This window comes from Microcystis sp. LE19-195.1E (assembly GCF_027532095.1).
Lineage (GTDB): Bacteria > Cyanobacteriota > Cyanobacteriia > Cyanobacteriales > Microcystaceae > Microcystis > Microcystis aeruginosa.
In genome coordinates this window covers 1-17769 of sequence record NZ_JAPZSZ010000297.1, presented here as the reverse complement: position 1 = coordinate 17769, position 17769 = coordinate 1, and the positions used below count along the sequence as shown (strand labels likewise).

Sequence of the window (17769 nt, the reverse complement as noted above, 5' to 3'; positions counted from 1 at the left end):
CATTCTCTGATTCATAAACTTTAAATAACCATTCTCCATGATTTTGTTGATAAAATTGTTCAACATAATAACGGTATTGATCAATCAAAATATACTCCTTAAAGTCAGGAATTGAGCGATAAAACTTAAACTTATCAGTGCAGCCATAATCTCTAGTTGATTTTGATAAAACCTCGACAATAATTAACGCATTAGTTACAGTATTTGTGCCTTTTCCTTCATATAATGGTTTGCCTTTAATCACCATTACATCAGGATAAGTATAAAAGCAATATATTGGCATCCATAACCGTACATCACTCATAAAAGCCCAATAATCTTCATTATTAATCTTAGTCGGAAAATTTTTATAAAAATTACCAGCAATCAGATTATGATTAGTAGTTGTTCCCGTCATAGGAATAATTTCTCCATCTAAATATTCATTTTTGTATTCTGCTGTTTCTTCTAGCTGACAATATTCTTCGGGTGTATAATACCGTTTTTCGACTTGAACTTGCATACTAACCTCCCTTATCTTGGTTAAATTCCCATTCAATAGCAACTTTAATATTAGCTGGTGCTGAACCTTTGGTCACTAAAGAGATACCCGTTTCACCCCCAACTTGTCAGCCAAATTCTCAAGTAACCTGACTGGGTGGACTTACTTGGGAAACTCCCTGTTTGATCGAAGTTAATAATAATTGTAAGCTAAGACGTATTTAAATCGCTTATTTTTAGATTAGCCGAATCTCCCCCAATCCCTTTATGCTACATATCAGGACAGGCACTCATGCACTCTTGCAATAGGCAAAAGGGAGAATAAATAATCATTCTTTAATAACCGGATTTAGTATGACTCCTAACCCCACCAACAAACTTTTTCAGCAAACCCTAATTATCAGTGACTCTTAAATTAATACAAACGTTTGCACAATCGTCTCCTCACTCCTGACTCCCCAGACTCTCGACTCCTCAAAACGAAAAATTTGTACCTCACCATTAAGATAACTGCTATAATACTGCATAAAATCTCGAAGTGGAACGATAGAGAGTTTAGTTGACCTCCACGGGGACTAGCTAGATGAAAAAACGAGAGACTTTGCTGGAGAAGTTTTGTTGCTTTTTAGTTTTGCGGCAAAATAGGACAGAATGGAATTGCGATCGGCGTTTGCGTCGTAACATGGAAAGCTATGGCCCAATCGATCCTAATGTCGAGTCCGAGGAGTATTGGTCCCTATTCTTTCAGCAACAGTATCAGAATCACGGTTCCCAAAATCATCTTTTCCGTGGGCATTTATACGCTTATTTGCAGGAACCTTGCTACTGGGCTGCTGCCGAAATCTATCAAAAATATCAAGCTAAACTAGATTATCAGATCGAAGACTACTTTAACGAAGGAATTCTTGGTTTTGAGGCTATCTTAGCTGACTTTAAGCCTTTATTCTCCACTCGCTTCGATAATTTTGCCACTCAGAGGATTAAATATCGCTTAATCGATCGCATCCGTCAGATTAGTCAAGCATTCGGCCATAATACTTGGAGCCTACTACTTAATTCTACCGGAGCGCGTCTCAGCCAAGCTCTCCAGGCGAGGGGATTAGTGGGAGAAACTCTCGAAAATTACCTTTTAGCTTGGGATTACTATAAAGAAATTTATGCCCAGGCAAAAATAAAAACCGATGGTAAAATTCAGGAACCTAGTCCAGAAATCTGGCAAAAAATCGCCGCTGCTTATAACTCGGATAGCCACTCTACCATCAAAATCAGTTCTGCGACAATTACCCGATGGTTAAAGGATGCGGGAAAAGCTATTTCTGATTATTTATTTCCCCAAGGAAAAACAATTTCTCTACAGCAACCTTTAGGGGGTGAGGAAAGTAGCACGAGGGAGGAAATGATCGAAGATACTCTCCATGATACCCCTTGGCAGCAGTTAGAAGCGGCGGAAAATTTTCGCGAGTCGCAACAAAACCACCAAAAAATTCTAGCTTGGTTACGCGCAGAAATTTCACAGATTTGTCAGCAGCCGCAACAGGTAAAACTGCATCCGCAAATTCAGTTAATTCTAGAGATGACTTATGGTTCAGGGTTGGGACAAGTGGCAATTGCCGCTAAGATTACAGAAATCACCACGGTAGTTATCAAACAATATCAGGTTTCTAGGGAACTGGATAAAGTTTATCGTCACCTCGCTAAAAAGTTTTTACCCTGGGCCAGCGAAAACCTGCATATTTCTTTCCAGTCTCACGATAGAGAAGTTATTAGTAAAGCAATAGAACCATGGCTAACATACTACTATCAAACCAGCGCAACAACTCAGGAGGATTAATTATGGTTAATGATTGGTTAGAACTAACTCCTGATAGCATTTGGCTAGAAATACCCGCAGATATTCAAGAGATAAGTTGGGCAAAGAGTGCCAGTTTTACCGATGCCAGTATTCGTCAGAGATTTTATATTAATTATCTCTGTCAACAAGTTATTTTTAACTATCTACAGTCGGGGATGCCTGGGGTTAGCTTAGTAGAAAATCAAGAAGATTTCTGGCAACTAGGAGTTAATGGTTTTACCGTTAAATTAGGCGAAAAGTCAGTAATATTTATTGCCAGCGAAACTCTGGATCTAGAAGCGATCGAAATTCCTCAAGAATGGGTAGATATTCCTCAATTAATTGGTGATTATTATCTAGCGGTACAGGTAAACACTGCCGAAAGTCATCTGAGAATTTGGGGTTCTACTACCCATAAAGATATTAAGGAAAAAGGACAATATATTAAGCGTAATCTTAACTACTCTCTACCGAGAAATCAACTGCAATCAGGATCAGATTCTTTCGATTTATGGGGAGAGTGTCAATTACAAGCAGTTAAGATTGAACGGGAAAAGATGGAAGAAAAACTATCTTTAGATAGATTGACAACCTTACTAGACATCTTAGCTAATCCTCAGTTAATCTTTCCCAGAAAAGCCGTTACTTTTCAGGAATGGGCAGCAGTTATCGTCAATAGTAACTGGAGAAAAATTTTAATTACCCGTCGGCAAAAATCCCCCGTCAAGTTAACCAATTGGTTTACTGATAATTTCCCCATTGATTGGCAAAGTATCCTCGATTTTAGCTCACTGTCACTGGTTCCAGCTTTCAAAAATACAGAAATTAAACGCATCAAAGATTTAGGAATAGAATTACTGGGAAATTCCCTCGCTTTGATGATTACTATCGCTAAAACTGAAGAAGTATTTAGCCTACAAGCGACTGTTTACCCCACCGGAGAAACAAGCACTTTACCCCCCCATTTAAAATTAACTATTCTCACCGAAACTGGTCAGGTTTTTCGAGAAGTAATTGCCACAGATAACGATGAATTTATTCGTTATCGATTTGATGCTGAATTGGGGGATAAATTCTTCATTGAAGTGGCCTTAGAATCGGCAAGAGTAACCGAATATTTACAAGTATAAGCGAGGAAAAACTTAATGATTAAACTCTTAACTCTCGAACTAGATGGCACATTCGATCGGGGATTTAAAGTAAAATTAGAAATTCGTCCCGATCTTAATTCTCGTCCCCAAACTGTGATCAAAGCAAGGCTACCAGCTAATTTAGAGTTATTAACTCTTTACCGTCAATGGCAACGTTACTATAGTGAATTAGAGGGATTTTTTAAAGTCTTAAAAGATAGCAATCCCCAACAAATTACCAATAGTTCTCAGCAGAGTTTAGTTTTTAAAAACTGCCAAGAAAAAGCCAAATTATTTGAGGATAACTTAAACAAATGGTTGAATAATAGCCCAGAATTTGAACCGATCAAAACCGCAATTCTGCGCTCTGGCAATAACTTTCGTATCTGGTTACAAACCGATAATATTTGGCTGCAAAGATTCCCCTGGGAAAAATGGGAAATCCTCCAAAATACTGGCGCAGATATAGCCATTATTGTCTCGGAATACGATACCTTAACCAGACAATTAAGAAATCATGAAAAAATTCGGATTTTAGCCATTTTAGGCTATGCCACCGACTTAAGATTTCTCGAAGAAGATCGCAAAACTTTAGACGATATTGCGGGAAAAGCAGGAGCCGAAATTATCTGGGAAAAAGCCCCTCACCCGCAAAAATTAAATCAGTTATTGCGTCAAGAAACTTGGAATATCCTCTTTTTTAGCGGTCATAGTGCCAGTACAGAAGATGGCCAAGATTGCGAAATTCAACTAACAGAAACTCATAAATTAAAGATAGCTGATTTTAGCTTTTCTCTGGGAGAAGCTACTAAAAACGGGTTAAAGTTAGCGATATTTAACTCCTGTGATGGTATCGGTTTAGCACAACAACTATCACGGGAAAAAGGGATGGCATTACCCCATCTAATCTTTATGCGCGAGAAATTACCCGATCCTGTTTCTCCCAAATTTCTGCAATACTTTTTAACCGCTTTTACCAATAATAAATCTCTCTATAGTGCCGTACATGAAGCCCAAAAAAATCTCCACGATGACTGGGAAAAAGACTATCCCTGTGCCAGTTGGCTGCCCGTAGTTTGCCCCAATCCCACCGAAGAACCCCCCACTTGGCATAGTTTCAGTAACTCCCCTCAAAAACAACAAAATTGGCGACGATTTGCTCTAACTTTCGGTTTAGGTTTAGCCGTAACGATGACAGTCTTGGCAATAAGAGAAACGGGAATTTTAGAACCCTTAGAATTAAATATTTATGATCGCCTGATGCAACTAAAACCCAAAGATAAACCCGATGAAAGATTATTAATTATTACCATTGATCGCCAAGATTGGGCCTATCAAGATCGCATGGGTATGAAAAGACCAACAATACCAGGAAGCGATCAAAAACGTTCCCTCGCAGGAGAAGCATTATCGCAGCTTTTAAATAAATTACTGCCCTACGAACCGCAAATTATCGCCTTAGATATCCTCCGTCCCATCGCTGCCAGTCAAGATTATCCACCCCTAGCCAAACAATTACAAAATACTCCTAATTTTATCTCGATTTGTAAGTTTAATAATTACCCGCAACCGGACGGATTTCCCCCACCACCGGAACTGCCAAAAAATCAGAGTGGTTTTAGTAACATAGTCCCAGACGAAACCATTGCCGGAGTTCCCCGAATTCGTCGTTTTTTATATCAGGCAAAACTCGATCGCACCTCTCCCTGTCTTCCCCCGGATTCTTTGGCCAAAGTTGACTCAATGTCCTGTAATTTTAAAGATTATGCTCCTAGTTTTAGTCTCCTAATTGCCAAACGATATCTAGAATCCCAGAATCAAGATTTTGACTGCAATAAACTGGAGCGGGGAATTCTAGAAATTAATATCGGGGATACTCATCTCGGTGACTGGCTACAATCCAACCGCGGCCCCTACAGAACCAGTCAATCCGATACCCGATCCGGCCGTCAAGTTATGCTCGCTTACCGTCGAATCGCCGATAATGGCATCGATGCAATCATAAAAATTGCCCCGAAAAAATCTCTCCGACAGGTTTTAGATCCGCGTTTTAATTCCGAATCAGTCCGGGAAAAAATTGTCCTGATTGGAGTAACAGAACCCGGGATCGATGATTTTTTAACCCCCTTTAGTCGCAACCCATCGGCAGCAATTCCGGGGGTTTATTTGCACGCGCACGCAGTCAGTCAAATTCTCGATACAATGGAAGGAAAACGTACCTCGATCGCTTTTTGGAATCCCCTACAGGAGGCTTTCTGGGTGCTGGGTTGGTCCCTGGTGGGGGGATTATTAACGTGGCGTTTTCTTCGGGTAAAAACGGTACTTTTGACAGTGGCGATCGCTGTGATTTCCCTTACTGGTATCGGTTGGCTTCTCTTTAGTTATTTCGGTCTCTGGGTTCCGATTATTCCCCCAGCGATCGCACTTCTCACCACCTCCGGTATCTTCTTTTTTCTTCGTTCTTACTACTTAAAATAGCAAGGTAAGGCTTGCTGAAAAAGTACGGGCGAAGCATTCGGATAGAAAATCTCCGGTTTCACCGATAGGTTATTGCCCGAATGCTTCGCCCCTACAGGACCCGGGCCGATGAAGACGCAAGGTTTTGAAGCACGATTCTCTCAAAATCTTGCACCTGTTTCACGAGAAAAACGACAAAACTCTTACCTTGCCTACATTTCACATTTATTCAGCAAACCCTAGGTAACAGCCATGATCAAACCTTCGATCGCCCTCATCCTTCTTTTCTCCCTACTGCCTCAACCCGGGTTAACCCTTGTCACCCCGGCTGCCGGAAATATTTCTAATCATCCCATTCTGACGGCACAGGGCGATCGGGAGCTTACCGAGGAGCAATTCCTACAACGAGTCACCGTTAAGATTACTAGCGAGACAAATCGGGGATCGGGGACAATTATCGCTAAAAAAGGCGATAATTACCTTATCCTAACCAACGCCCACGTTACCCGCAACACGAAAACCCTACAGGTACAAACTTACGACGGCCACAGCCGTGCGGCCCGCATTGTCCCCAATTCCCTATCGGAGAATCAAGATCTCGCTCTGCTGGAGTTTAGCGATACCCGGGAATATGCGATCGCCACCATCGCGGAGTTTACCATCAATCAAAACAGGATCGGTTTAGAAGTGGTGGCTGCGGGATATGTTGCCGAAACGGGACAGTATCGGACGACAAAGGGAACCCTCGAACAGGTGAGCGATCGACCCCTCCGGGATGGCTACAGCGTCGGTTATAGTGGCGAGATCGTGCAGGGAATGAGTGGCGGCGGCATTTTTGTCGAGCGGGATTTAATCGGCATTAACGGGCGATCGGCCCATCCGATTCTCTCTAACTACATCTACGAGGACGGTACGAAACCCACAGACGCAGAAATCCAACAGATGAGAGCGGTTAACTGGGGCATTTCCATCAATACCCTATTAACCTACATCCGTCCCGAAATCCTCAGCGCCTATAACCTACCTCTACCGCCGGTGAACCCCGATATAGAAACCACCGCCCCTCCTGACTATATCGCCGAATTAGAAGCGAAAGCGAAGGGTTTCACCGTCCGGATTGATAGTACGAGCGGTGGAAACGGTAGCGGTGTCATTATCGCTAAAGAAGGGAATATTTACACGGTTTTAACCGCCGATCACGTCTTCTGCGAAAAAATCAAAGGCACCACCAGATGTGCCGATCACACCTACACCGTCGTCACCAGCGACGGCAAAACTCGAAACATCGAGAAAAGCACCATCATCCGGCAGGAAGGGGTAGATTTAGCAGTTTTTCAGTTTGAAAGCCGAGACAATTATCCCGTTGCGGAAATAGCGAATTATAACCCAAATACCGATGATTTTGTTTTTGCCGCAGGCTTCCCCAAAATTGGCGACAATCCCTCGAAATGGTTGTTTAGTGGCGGTATAATTAACGATAAAGAAACGGGATTACTAGCAACCCGCCAAAGTCCTTTAAGCACTCAACAAGGAGGAACATTACAAAGTGTTGCCTCTTTAACCGGAGGCTATGAATTAGTTTATACCAGCATCACATTTGGGGGCATGAGTGGCGGTGCAGTCTTAGACTCCCAGGGGAGAGTAATAGGGATTCATGGACGTTCAGAAGGAGCAGGGGTAACGGAAATTCAGTTAGGGTTTAGTTTAGGGATTCCCGTTAGCACTTTTATCGGATTGCAAGAAAGATTCAAGGTAAAACCGCAATTATTAACCACTGCTCAACCCCAAGTTAGTCCGCAACAAAAACAAGAAATTATTCAAGCGATTAGAGGTGTTATTGTTCCTAATACCAATGCGAAGGCGGATATTTGGATACAAAGGGGGGGACAATTATGGCGGTTACGGAGGTATGAGAAAGCAATTAAAGCCTTTGATGAAGCGATTAAGCAAAATGACCCCGATAATGTCTATTTAGCCTGGTATGGGAAGGGATTAGCGTTAGGTGAGTTAGATAAATATCAACCAGCTATAGAAGCTTTGCAACAAGCGATTAATACCTTACCTAAAGGGGAAGATTTAAAGAAGTTTCACAGTAGTATTTTACAAAAGCAAAGTGTTGTTTATCGCTATTTAGAAAATTATGAGCAAGCCTTAACGGTGATTAATCAGGCGATTTCTCTGGTTCCCAATAACCCCAATCACTATAACGAGAAATGCGGAGTATTAAGTGAATTAAAACGCTATGATGAGGGATTAGCCGCAATTACTCAGGCAATTGAGCTCGCTCCCCGTGCTGTTTGGTATAGCAATCGGGGGGTTCTTTACTATAACCAACAAAAATACGAATTAGCCCTCTCTGACTACAACAAAGCTATTGAAATTAATCCTAATTTTGCTGGGGCTTACGTCAATCGGGGGATTCTTTACTATGAGCAAAAAAAATACGAATTAGCTTTAGCTGACTACGACAAAGCTATTGAACTTAATCGTAATTTTGCTATGGCTTACTACAATCGGGGGATTCTTTACTATAACCAGCAGAAATACGAATTAGCTTTAGCTGACTACAACCAAGCTATTAGAATTAATCCTAATTATGCTTATGCTTACGTCAATCGGGGGAATCTTTACTCTAACCAGCAGAAATACGAATTAGCCCTCTCTGACTACAACAAAGCTATTGAACTTAATCCTAATGATGCTGGTGCTTACTACAATCGGGGGATTCTTTACTATAACCAGCAGAAATACGAATTAGCCCTCTCTGACTACAGCAAAGCCATTGAACTTAATCGTAATTTTGCTGAGGCTTACACCAATCGGGGGATTCTTTACAAAAACTTGCAGAAATACGATTTAGCTTTAGCTGACTACAACCAAGCCCTTCAACTTAATCGTAATTTTGCTGAGGCTTACACCAATCGGGGGATTCTTTACAAAAACTTGCAGAAATACGATTTAGCTTTAGCTGACTACAACCAAGCCCTTCAACTTAATCCTAATGATGCTAATGCTTACTACAATCGAGGGAATCTTTACTATAACTTGCAGAAATACGAATTAGCTTTAGCTGACTACAACCAAGCTATTAGAATTAATCCTAATTTTGCTTTGGCTTACAACAATCGGGGGAATCTTTACAAAGACTTGCAGAAATACGATTTAGCCCTCTCTGACTACAGCAAAGCTATTGACATTAATCCTAATTATGCTGACGCTTACAACAATCGGGGGGTTCTTTACTTTGAGCAAAAAAAATACGAATTAGCCCTCTCTGACTACAACCAAGCTATTAGAATTAATCCTAATTTAGCTGAGGCTTACGCCAATCGTGGTATTTTATATGCCGAATTAAAACAAACCGAAAAAGTAAAAATTGATCTACAACAAGCAGCCATATTATTCCGCCAACAGAATAATATGGCTGCTTATGAACAAGTGATGCAGATTTTACAACAATTAGGGGGGTGAAATAGAAATCATCAATTATGGAAAGTCGAGAAATTATCAAAAAACTGAAGGATGAGGGATGGTATCAAGTAGGTACAACAGGAAGTCATCATCATTTTAAACATCCCCATAAAAAAGGGAAAGTGACTGTTCCTCACCCTAAAAAGGATATTCCCCTTAAAACCCTAATCAGTATCGAAAAACAAGCCAGTATTAAATTACGATAAAGGAGAAATCAATGATTACTTATTTAGCCACCGTTCATAAAGATAACCATAGTGATTATGGGGTACAATTTTATGACTTTCCGGGTTGTATTAGTGCAGGAGAAACCATCGAAGAAGCGAAAAAAATGGCAACTGAAGCCTTAAAAGGTCATATTTCCTTTATGTTGGCAGATGGGGACGAAATTCCCACCCCTAGCACCCTCGAAACCATTTTAACCGACGCGGATCATCAAGATGCGATCGCTTTTCTACTCATTCAGGTATCAGAAGCTATTTTAAACCATCAGGAATTGTGTGTAAAAAACTAGGTGCAGTCCCTAGCTTGGTTTGAGCGAATAAATATGTTAAATAAAACCTCTCAATTCTCAGGGAAAGCGAAACCCAACAGCCAACACCTAAATCCGTCTGAATCTTTTTGTTGGGTTTCCTTGGGTCAACCCAATCGACGATAATTGCTATGATTACTATAATCCGTAGTCGTGGTCTTTTATATGCCATATTACGACAAAACGAAAAAGCAAAAATTGATCGACAACAAGGGAATGAAGCAGGTTATCAACAAGCTCAAAAACTAATCAGCATGATTCGCCAAGAAATGAGTAAAAATTAGGAGAAAAAAAGATGGAATAGAATATTATCTTTGATGAAGCCTTTCGAGATTGGCTATACGAACAAGAAGAAACTGTACAAGATTCAATCTTGGCTTATATTGGGCTACTTAAACAAAAAGGACCCTTGTTAGGACGACCTTATGTTGACACTCTTCAAGGCAGTCGTTACCCCAACCTTAAAGAATTGCGAGTACAGCATCAAGGACAACCTTGGCGAGTGCTTTTTGCTTTCGATCCTATCCGTCAAGCTATCATGCTAGTAGGAGGAAATAAAACTGGCGATAAAAGATGGTATGAAAAAAACATTCCCATCGCTGAAAAAAGATTTGAAGCCTATTTAAAAACCTTAACGGAGCAAAATCTATGATTACCTTTGATGAAGAAATGGATAAACTGCCCTCTGAAAGAAGGGCAAAAATTGAAGCTAAAACCCAAGAGCTTTTACAAGAAATGCAAATCATTGATGAACTTCTTCAACGCCTAGGACTTTCTTCTGAAGAAATCACGGAAAGCGAAAGTGAACAGCCCTGTTTCTCAGCAAAATCGGATGATTTAAAACAACATCTTACCCTAGAAAATTTAACCCGTATGATGAGGGAATTAGGGGGAGAATGGGAACTTACCCTTAAATTTCCTGAGCAACAAGTGATTAAATTAAGTAGTGAGCGCCCGTAGTTCCTAGGTTGGTTTGAGGGAATAAATATGTTCAAGAAAACCTCTCAATTCTCAGGAAAAGCGCAACCCAACACCCAAAACCTAAATCTGTCTGAATCTTTTTGTTGGGTTTCCTTGGGTGTATTGTTGGGTTTCCTTTTTGTTGGGTTTCCTTGGGTTTATTGTTGGGTTTCCTTACGTCTATCGGCTAGACAAGGAAAAAGCGATCGAGGATTTCCGACAAGCCGCCGAACTGTTCCGCCAGCAAGGGAACGCGCCAGCACGCGAAAAAGCCCTGCAATTCCTACGGCAATTAGGCGCGGTCTAGATACTCGATCGATTTTGAATCTCACCCCGAAAAAAGCGATCGATCTTACAGCAAGATTTCTAGCGCTAGGGTGAACCCCGGAACCACATCTTCCCCGCTTAAAATCGCGTTCTCGGGATAACAGGTAATCGTCCCGTCCTGACGGTAGACGAAAGCCTGTTTATTGTGGCGATCGATCAACCATCCTAACTTCACCCCGTTCTCCCGATACTCCTCCATTTTCCGCTTTAACTTGGATAAACTATCGGTTTTAGAACGGATCTCGATCACGAAATCCGGCGCGAGATCGAGAAATTCATCCTCCCTTTCCTGCCAACCGGACGGTAAACGTTCTCTCGCCACGAAAGCCACATCGGGAGAGCGTACCGCGCTATTGGCCAGTTTAAAACCGCCGCTAGAACTAAATACCTCTCCTAACCCGTTCTGTTCGACCCAGTAGAGCAGGCGAGCGCCGGCTTTCAGTTCTCGATTCGCCGAAATACTTCCGATCGGTGCCATAGTGACTAAGGTTCCATCTGCATTGCGTTCAAAGCGTAATTCCGGGTTCTGACAACTGAGGCGAATTAATTCCGCATCAGTAATCGTCGGGGATTTGCTTACCATATTGCATCAAAAAAAACAAGTATTTTTCACTAAATGATAACAAAGCTCTCCCGATTGCCGCGCTTTTTCCTTTTGTACCCGAAAGGAAAAAAAATTGATCGCCCTATTCTGCATATTCCCAAAAAAGCAACCGATGAATTAGGTAGAAGCTCAAATCACCCTCACCGAGGCACTACCCATGAAATCCTTCGCCCTTCTTACCACCGTCAGCCTAATCGGCCTCTCCACCCTCGCCACTGTTCGCCCCGTTATGGCCCTAGAAAGCCGACAACCAGCCGAAACCCTGATCACTCAAGCGAACTACAAAGAAGCGATCGCCCACTTTAACCGGGGAATTAACTACATCCAACAGGAAAAATATGATCTCGCCCTCGCTCAATTCACCAGAGCGATCGAACTCGATCCAGACTATACCGAAGCTTACCTCGGTCGGGGCATGATTTACACGATTCGCGAACAATGGCGGCCGGCGTTTCAAGACCTGAACACCGCGATCCGACTAAACCCCCGCGCTGCCTACGCTTACCATTTCCGGGGTATCGTCCATCTCGCATTTAACCAGAGACAAAATGCGATCGCCGATCTAACAACGGCCGCCGAATTATTTCGCCAGCAGGGAAACACGGAAATGTACAACAGCGCCATAGAAGCACTACGGCAGATAGGTGCGTAAGTTGCAAGGGAGAGCGATCGCTCTCCCCCTCTAAACTTTTGTAAAAAAAGCAATCTGAGGACTTAAAACTTGATCGCATAATTGGAAAAAAACCAACGATAACATCCTTGCAAGTATCCCTCGACTAAAGAGGAGCCAATCCGATGAAACCAATTACTTTCACCCTATCGGTGCTACTGGCCACCACTGGCCTACTCGTTCAACCAGGAAACTTCCTGATGGAAAACATTCCACCCATCCTCGCCCAGGAGCAGACCGCTTCTAGAGTCTATCAGAAAGCCAGCCCCGCCGTCGTCACCGTCAAAAATGGCAGCGGCCACGGTAGCGGCTTTCTCGTCAGTCCCGACGGTATCATCATTACCAACGCCCACGTTGTTGCGGACGGCCCCCGGGTGGTGACGGTGAAATTTTCCAACGGACAGCAGGCCTCGGCAGACGTGATCGGCTTCGCTAAAAATGGCGTGGATTTAGCCGTCCTGCGGATTTATAACCGCCAAAACCTGCCCTATCTTCCCCTCGCCCGTCCGAACTCCGCCAAAGTCGGCGAAAGCGTTTTCGCCATCGGCACACCCTTAAACGAGGACTATCAAAACACCCTCACCCAGGGCATTATCAGCCGTCTCGACCCCGAAAAAGGCATTGTGCAACACAACGCTAATATCAACAAAGGCAATTCCGGCGGGCCGCTTTTGAATTCACGGGGGGAAGTGGTGGGGGTTAACGTCGCAGGCGATATCGGGAGTTACGTTTACGACGGTGCGGGAAACCCGATCGGCCTTACCCAGAGCGGCATTAATTTCGCCGTTTCCCTCGATCGCCTGCAAGCTTTCCTCACCGCAGTTAAAACAGGCGATGTCTCCACCGTCTCAACATTAGGACAGCAAGAGCGGATACAGTTACTCGCCCTCCCTCTTAACGGTCAGACCATTCAAGGCAACTTGACCAAAGACCAAAACCAACAATATTACGGGTTCGAGGGTCGTGCCGGACAGAAAATCGTTCTGGATATGAACAGCAACGAGATCGCTCCCTATCTTGTCCTCTATCGCGTTCTCCAATCTTCCGAGGGGACAAAATACCCACAGGTCGCCCGTAGTGACCAGCGCGTCGATCGCGCCCCCGGGGATTTTAACGCTCGACTCGTAACCGAATTACCCGCCGATGGAGTTTATATCCTAGTGGCTACCTCTCGCGAAGGGGGTGAATCGGGTCGCTACACCCTCAACGCCGCCGCTAACCCTTAAATAATCCCATTTTGACCCTAATCACGATTCTAATCCCTATTTTCTGAGGAACTATCCCTATGAACTCTAGATATATTTCCCACCGTCTCGCTTGCGTCGGCCTCCTCGCCACTGTCCTCCTCGGTGGTATCGCCCCCGGTTTCAGCCAATCGACCACCCCGAATGGCGTCACCTTCTTCTGTAAAGAGGTGTTCGATCGCGCATCGGGAGGAAAAATCCCCGCTACCCTCGCTTGGATTCCCCAAAGGAGCGGCAATGTGCGGATTATCGGCTGGAAATCGGAATATTTCTCCAAACGTTCCCCGGTTCGTTGCGAGGAAGTCACGAAAAAATTCCAGGAAGCCTATAATCAAGGGCGTTTTAACTATCTCACCACCGGCCGGGCGAAGGGATACCCGATCATCTGCAGCGTTTCACGATCCGGCGATCCCTGCGATGGTAATAGCCAACTTTTTACCCTTAAACCCCACGACAATCCAGATTTAGTCTTGCAACAACTCATGGACATCCTAGAGGGGAAAAGCTCGGATATGCTCCTCCAGAATTCCGGAGATAAAACCTATATCTCGATGACGGAGTTTTTCGCCAAAGCACCACTCGCCGATCGCGACGCACCCTGTGGTACGAGATCTGCTGGCCCGCAAAATAATTGCGTTCCCACCCGCTAGAATTTTCGCTGTTTTACCCCGAATTTCCCCATAATAATCATGTTGAAACCCTTTCCCCTACTCCTAAGCCTCCTACTTCTGCCCGTCGTACCGGTTAAAGCGCTATCCCCTTTCTCTGCTCCGGCGATCGTGGCGGAAGACAGCCCAGACGCGCAGATCGAGCGATCGATCCGTCAAGTCACTGTTAAGATTACTAGCGAGATAAATCGGGGATCGGGAATCATTATCGGGAAAAAAGGCAGTATATACCTCGTTTTGACCAACGCTCACGTTACCCGCGGCGCGACCACCCTACAGATCCAAACCCACGACGGCCAAACCCGCACAGCCTCGATCGCGCCGAATTCCCTTTTAAAAGATAAGGATCTGGCCCTAGTGGAGTTTAGCGATACCCGGGATTATCCGATCGCTAAAATTCGCGCCATTTCCCCGGATGCGGAACTAGATATCACTGTAACCGGTTATTCCGCAGAAACGGGGCAGTACACCACCGATAACGGGAAAATTGAACAAACAAGCGATCGACCCCTCCAAGAGGGCTACAGCGTCGGTTATAGTGGCGATATCGTGCAGGGAATGAGTGGCGGTGGTATCTTTTTCGAGGATGAGTTAATCGGCATTAACGGGCGATCGGCCCATCCGATTCTCTCTAACTACATCTACGAGGACGGTACAAAACCCACAGACGCGGAAATCCAACAGATGAGAGCGGTTAACTGGGGCATTTCCCTTCATACCCTATTAACCTACATCCGTCCCGAAATCCTCAGCGCCTATAACCTACCCCTACCGCAGGTGAACCCCGATATAGAAACCACCGCCCCTACTGACTATATCGCCGAATTAGAAACAAAAGCCAAGGGTTTCACCGTGCGGATTGATAGTAGCAGTACAGCCAATGGAAGTGGCGTAATTATTGCTAAAAAAGGCAATATTTACACGGTTTTAACCGCAGACCATGTATTATGTGAGAAGGAAGAAAGTCAAGATGCTGCAAGTAAACCTTGTCCCGATAACACCTACACCGTCGTCACCAGCGACGGCAAAACTCGAAACATCGAGAAAAGCACCATCATCCGGCAGGAAGGGGTAGATTTAGCAGTTTTTCAGTTTGAAAGCCTGGACAATTATCCCGTTGCGGAAATAGCGAATTATAACCCAAATACCGATGATTTTGTTTTTGCCGCAGGCTTCGCCAAAATTGGACAAAATCCCTCGAAATGGTTGTTTAGTGGCGGTACAATTGACGAGAAAGAACGGGGATTACTACAAACCCGCCAAAGTCCTTTAAGGAATAAACAAGGGGGAACATTACAAAGTGTTGCTTCTTTAACCGAAGGCTATGAATTAGTTTATACCAGCATCACATTTGGGGGCATGAGTGGCGGTGCAGTCTTAGACTCCCAGGGGAGAGTAATAGGGATTCATGGACGTTCAGAAGGAGCAGGGGTAACGGAAATTCAGTTAGGGTATAGTTTAGGGATTCCTATTAGCACTTTTATCGGATTGCAAGAAAGATTGAAGGTAAAACCGCAATTATTAACCACTGCTCAACCCCAAGTTAGTCCGCAACAACAACAAGAAATTATTCAAGCGATTACTGGTGTTATTGTCCCTAATACCAATGCGAAGGCGGATATTTGGATACAAAGGGGGGGACAATTATGGCGGTTAGCAAGGGATCAGGAAGCAATTAAAGCCTTTGATGAAGCGATTAAGCAAAATGACCCCGATAATGTCTATTTAGCCTGGTATGGTAAGGGATTAGCGTTATTTGAATTACGCGAACATCAACCAGCTATAGAAGCTTTGCAACAAGCGATTAATACCTTACCTAAACGGGAAAATTTAAAGAAGTTTCACAGTAGTATTTTACAACGGCAAAGTGTAGTTTATCGCTTTTTAGGTGACTTCTCAAAAATTGCAGGTACAGAAAGAGAAGCCAGAGAAAATTATGAGCAAGCATTAACGGTGATTAATCAGGCGATTTCTCTGGTTCCCAATAACCCCAATTACTATAATGAGAAATGGGCAGTATTAAGTGAATTAAAACGCTATGATGAGGGATTAGCGGCGATTACTCAGGCAATTGATCTCGCTCCCCGTGCTGCTTGGTATGTCAATCGAGGGATTCTTTACCGTCGCCAACAAAAATACGAATTAGCATTAGATGACTACAACAAAGCTATTGAACTTAATCCTAATCATGCTAATGCTTATAACAATCGTGGGAATCTTTACAAAGACTTGCAGAAATACGATTTAGCTTTAGCTGACTACGACAAAGCCATTGAAATTAATCCTAATTTTGCTATACTTTACTACAATCGGGGGGGTCTTTACTATAACCAGCAGAAATACGAATTAGCCCTCTCTGACATCAACAAAGCCATTGAACTTAATCCTAATTATGCTGAGGCTTACAACAATCGGGGGCTTCTTTACACTGACTTGCAGAAATACGATTTAGCCCTCTCTGACTACAGCAAAGCTATTGACATTAATCCTAATTTAGCTGAGGCTTACGTCAATCGGGGGGTTCTTTACCGTCTCCAAGAAAAATACGATTTAGCCCTCTCTGACTACAGCAAAGCTATTGAAATTAATCGTAATCTTGCTGGGACTTACTACAATCGGGGGGTTCTTTACCATAACCAGCAGAAATACGATTTAGCTTTAGCTGACTACGACAAAGCTATTGAACTTAATCATAATTATGCTGAGGCTTACTACAATCGGGGGAATCTTTACTATAACTTGCGGAAATACGATTTAGCACTCTCTGACTACAGCAAAGCCATTGACATTAATCCTAATGATGCTAGTGCTTACAACAATCGGGGGGTTCTTTACTTTGGGCAAAAAAAATACGAATTAGCCCTCTCTGACTACAACAAAGCTATTGAAATTAATCCTAATTTGGCTCAAGCTTACTTAGGTCGTGGTGGTTTATATGCCATATTAGGACAACCCGAAAAAGCAAAAATTGATCTACAACAAGCAGCTATATTATTCCTCCAACAGAATAATATGGCTGCTTATGAAAAGGTGATGCAGATTTTACAACAATTAGGGGGATAAGTTTCGTAGGTTGGGTTGAGCGAATAAATATGTTAAAGAAAACCTCTCAATTCTCAGGAAAAGCGAAACCCAACACCCAACACCTAAATCTGTCTGAATCTTTTTGTTCGGTTTCCTTGGGTTTATGGTTGGGTTTCCTTACGTCAATCCAATCGACGATAATTGCTCTGATTACTATAGGATTTGAAAAGGGCGATCGCTATTTCGATCCTCTTATTTTTTTGTTGGGTTTCCTTCTTGATTTTGAGAATCGCAATATTAACTGATTTTGGTAGATAATTGAGATGGGATTTAATCATTATTCTTCACTTAAATTAAAATCAATTCGTTGA

The 17769-nt window shown here is 43.2% G+C and carries 17 protein-coding genes and 1 pseudogene; 14 read left to right on the top strand and 4 right to left on the bottom strand.

Annotated elements, in window-relative coordinates; translation table 11 throughout:
- On the bottom strand, positions 1–502 hold a 502-nt coding region (locus O9300_RS16490; protein WP_287972808.1), incomplete at its 3' end, for a Uma2 family endonuclease.
- A 1-nt stretch (position 503) separates the two neighbouring features.
- Positions 504–596 (bottom strand): annotated as a pseudogene (locus O9300_RS16485) (CU044_2847 family protein); the annotation flags it as partial.
- Positions 597–1063: 467 nt separating this feature from the next.
- Here O9300_RS16485 and O9300_RS16480 point away from each other — a divergent pair.
- From O9300_RS16480 to O9300_RS16435, 10 genes are all read left to right on the top strand, one after another.
- Complete coding sequence (locus tag O9300_RS16480) at positions 1064–2311, top strand: RNA polymerase subunit sigma-70 (protein ID WP_287972806.1); 1248 nt, start codon at positions 1064–1066, stop codon at positions 2309–2311.
- Positions 2312–2313: 2 nt separating this feature from the next.
- Positions 2314–3441 carry a DUF1822 family protein gene (locus tag O9300_RS16475; protein ID WP_287972804.1) on the top strand — a complete coding sequence of 376 codons (1128 nt, stop codon included), beginning with the start codon at positions 2314–2316 and terminating at the stop codon, positions 3439–3441.
- Between the two features lie 15 nt (positions 3442–3456).
- Positions 3457–5919, top strand: coding sequence for a CHASE2 domain-containing protein (locus O9300_RS16470; protein WP_287972802.1), 2463 nt, complete (start codon positions 3457–3459; stop codon positions 5917–5919).
- A gap of 231 nt (positions 5920–6150) precedes the next feature.
- Positions 6151–9369, top strand: a complete 3219-nt coding sequence (locus O9300_RS16465; protein ID WP_287972801.1) for a serine protease — start codon at positions 6151–6153, stop codon at positions 9367–9369.
- A 17-nt stretch (positions 9370–9386) separates the two neighbouring features.
- Positions 9387–9575, top strand: coding sequence for a type II toxin-antitoxin system HicA family toxin (locus O9300_RS16460; RefSeq protein WP_016514488.1), 189 nt, complete (start codon positions 9387–9389; stop codon positions 9573–9575).
- A gap of 11 nt (positions 9576–9586) precedes the next feature.
- Positions 9587–9883 (top strand): type II toxin-antitoxin system HicB family antitoxin, encoded by a 297-nt coding sequence (locus tag O9300_RS16455; RefSeq protein ID WP_002788060.1) that lies wholly within the window; start codon positions 9587–9589, stop codon positions 9881–9883.
- A 149-nt stretch (positions 9884–10032) separates the two neighbouring features.
- Positions 10033–10185: a hypothetical protein gene (locus tag O9300_RS16450; protein WP_192575974.1), complete on the top strand. Its 153-nt coding sequence runs from the start codon at positions 10033–10035 to the stop codon at positions 10183–10185.
- 23 nt (positions 10186–10208) lie between these two features.
- Positions 10209–10553 carry a type II toxin-antitoxin system RelE/ParE family toxin gene (locus tag O9300_RS16445; RefSeq protein WP_192575978.1) on the top strand — a complete coding sequence of 115 codons (345 nt, stop codon included), beginning with the start codon at positions 10209–10211 and terminating at the stop codon, positions 10551–10553.
- Positions 10550–10861, top strand: a complete 312-nt coding sequence (locus O9300_RS16440) for a hypothetical protein (RefSeq protein WP_002804649.1) — start codon at positions 10550–10552, stop codon at positions 10859–10861. Before O9300_RS16445 ends, O9300_RS16440 begins: the two co-directional genes overlap by 4 nt.
- A 139-nt stretch (positions 10862–11000) precedes the next feature.
- A complete protein-coding gene (locus O9300_RS16435; RefSeq protein ID WP_287972798.1) occupies positions 11001–11168 on the top strand; it encodes a hypothetical protein in 168 nt (55 codons plus the stop codon).
- 45 nt (positions 11169–11213) lie between these two features.
- On the opposite strand, the gene O9300_RS16430 is transcribed toward O9300_RS16435, so the two are convergent.
- A complete protein-coding gene (locus tag O9300_RS16430; protein WP_194013943.1) occupies positions 11214–11771 on the bottom strand; it encodes a Uma2 family endonuclease in 558 nt (185 codons plus the stop codon).
- A gap of 178 nt (positions 11772–11949) precedes the next feature.
- Between O9300_RS16430 and O9300_RS16425 the strand changes: the two genes are divergently transcribed.
- From O9300_RS16425 to O9300_RS16410, 4 genes are all read left to right on the top strand, one after another.
- The gene (locus O9300_RS16425) at positions 11950–12444 is read left to right on the top strand and encodes a tetratricopeptide repeat protein (protein ID WP_287972797.1); all 495 of its coding nucleotides are present in this window, start codon (positions 11950–11952) and stop codon (positions 12442–12444) included.
- 143 nt (positions 12445–12587) lie between these two features.
- Positions 12588–13688: a S1C family serine protease gene (locus tag O9300_RS16420; protein WP_287972795.1), complete on the top strand. Its 1101-nt coding sequence runs from the start codon at positions 12588–12590 to the stop codon at positions 13686–13688.
- Between the two features lie 59 nt (positions 13689–13747).
- Positions 13748–14356, top strand: a complete 609-nt coding sequence (locus O9300_RS16415) for a COP23 domain-containing protein (protein WP_002763038.1) — start codon at positions 13748–13750, stop codon at positions 14354–14356.
- A 39-nt stretch (positions 14357–14395) separates the two neighbouring features.
- The gene (locus O9300_RS16410; RefSeq protein WP_287972794.1) at positions 14396–17437 is read left to right on the top strand and encodes a tetratricopeptide repeat protein; all 3042 of its coding nucleotides are present in this window, start codon (positions 14396–14398) and stop codon (positions 17435–17437) included.
- Positions 17438–17580: 143 nt separating this feature from the next.
- On the opposite strand, the gene O9300_RS16405 is transcribed toward O9300_RS16410, so the two are convergent.
- Positions 17581–17736, bottom strand: coding sequence for a hypothetical protein (locus O9300_RS16405; protein ID WP_287972793.1), 156 nt, complete (start codon positions 17734–17736; stop codon positions 17581–17583).
- Positions 17737–17769: the final 33 nt, after the last annotated feature.

Excerpts from the sequence above, each read along its gene's own strand:
- O9300_RS16480 (WP_287972806.1), top strand. The coding sequence starts at position 1,064 with ATGAAAAAACGAGAGACTTTGCTGGAGAAGTTTTGTTGCTTTTTAGTT.
- O9300_RS16475 (WP_287972804.1), top strand. The coding sequence starts at position 2,314 with ATGGTTAATGATTGGTTAGAACTAACTCCTGATAGCATTTGGCTAGAA.
- O9300_RS16470 (WP_287972802.1), top strand. The coding sequence starts at position 3,457 with ATGATTAAACTCTTAACTCTCGAACTAGATGGCACATTCGATCGGGGA.
- O9300_RS16465 (WP_287972801.1), top strand. The coding sequence starts at position 6,151 with ATGATCAAACCTTCGATCGCCCTCATCCTTCTTTTCTCCCTACTGCCT.
- O9300_RS16460 (WP_016514488.1), top strand. The coding sequence starts at position 9,387 with ATGGAAAGTCGAGAAATTATCAAAAAACTGAAGGATGAGGGATGGTAT.
- O9300_RS16455 (WP_002788060.1), top strand. The coding sequence starts at position 9,587 with ATGATTACTTATTTAGCCACCGTTCATAAAGATAACCATAGTGATTAT.
- O9300_RS16450 (WP_192575974.1), top strand. The coding sequence starts at position 10,033 with ATGATTACTATAATCCGTAGTCGTGGTCTTTTATATGCCATATTACGA.
- O9300_RS16440 (WP_002804649.1), top strand. The coding sequence starts at position 10,550 with ATGATTACCTTTGATGAAGAAATGGATAAACTGCCCTCTGAAAGAAGG.
- O9300_RS16430 (WP_194013943.1), bottom strand. The coding sequence starts at position 11,771 with ATGGTAAGCAAATCCCCGACGATTACTGATGCGGAATTAATTCGCCTC.
- O9300_RS16425 (WP_287972797.1), top strand. The coding sequence starts at position 11,950 with ATGAAATCCTTCGCCCTTCTTACCACCGTCAGCCTAATCGGCCTCTCC.
- O9300_RS16420 (WP_287972795.1), top strand. The coding sequence starts at position 12,588 with ATGAAACCAATTACTTTCACCCTATCGGTGCTACTGGCCACCACTGGC.
- O9300_RS16415 (WP_002763038.1), top strand. The coding sequence starts at position 13,748 with ATGAACTCTAGATATATTTCCCACCGTCTCGCTTGCGTCGGCCTCCTC.
- O9300_RS16410 (WP_287972794.1), top strand. The coding sequence starts at position 14,396 with ATGTTGAAACCCTTTCCCCTACTCCTAAGCCTCCTACTTCTGCCCGTC.
- O9300_RS16405 (WP_287972793.1), bottom strand. The coding sequence starts at position 17,736 with ATGATTAAATCCCATCTCAATTATCTACCAAAATCAGTTAATATTGCG.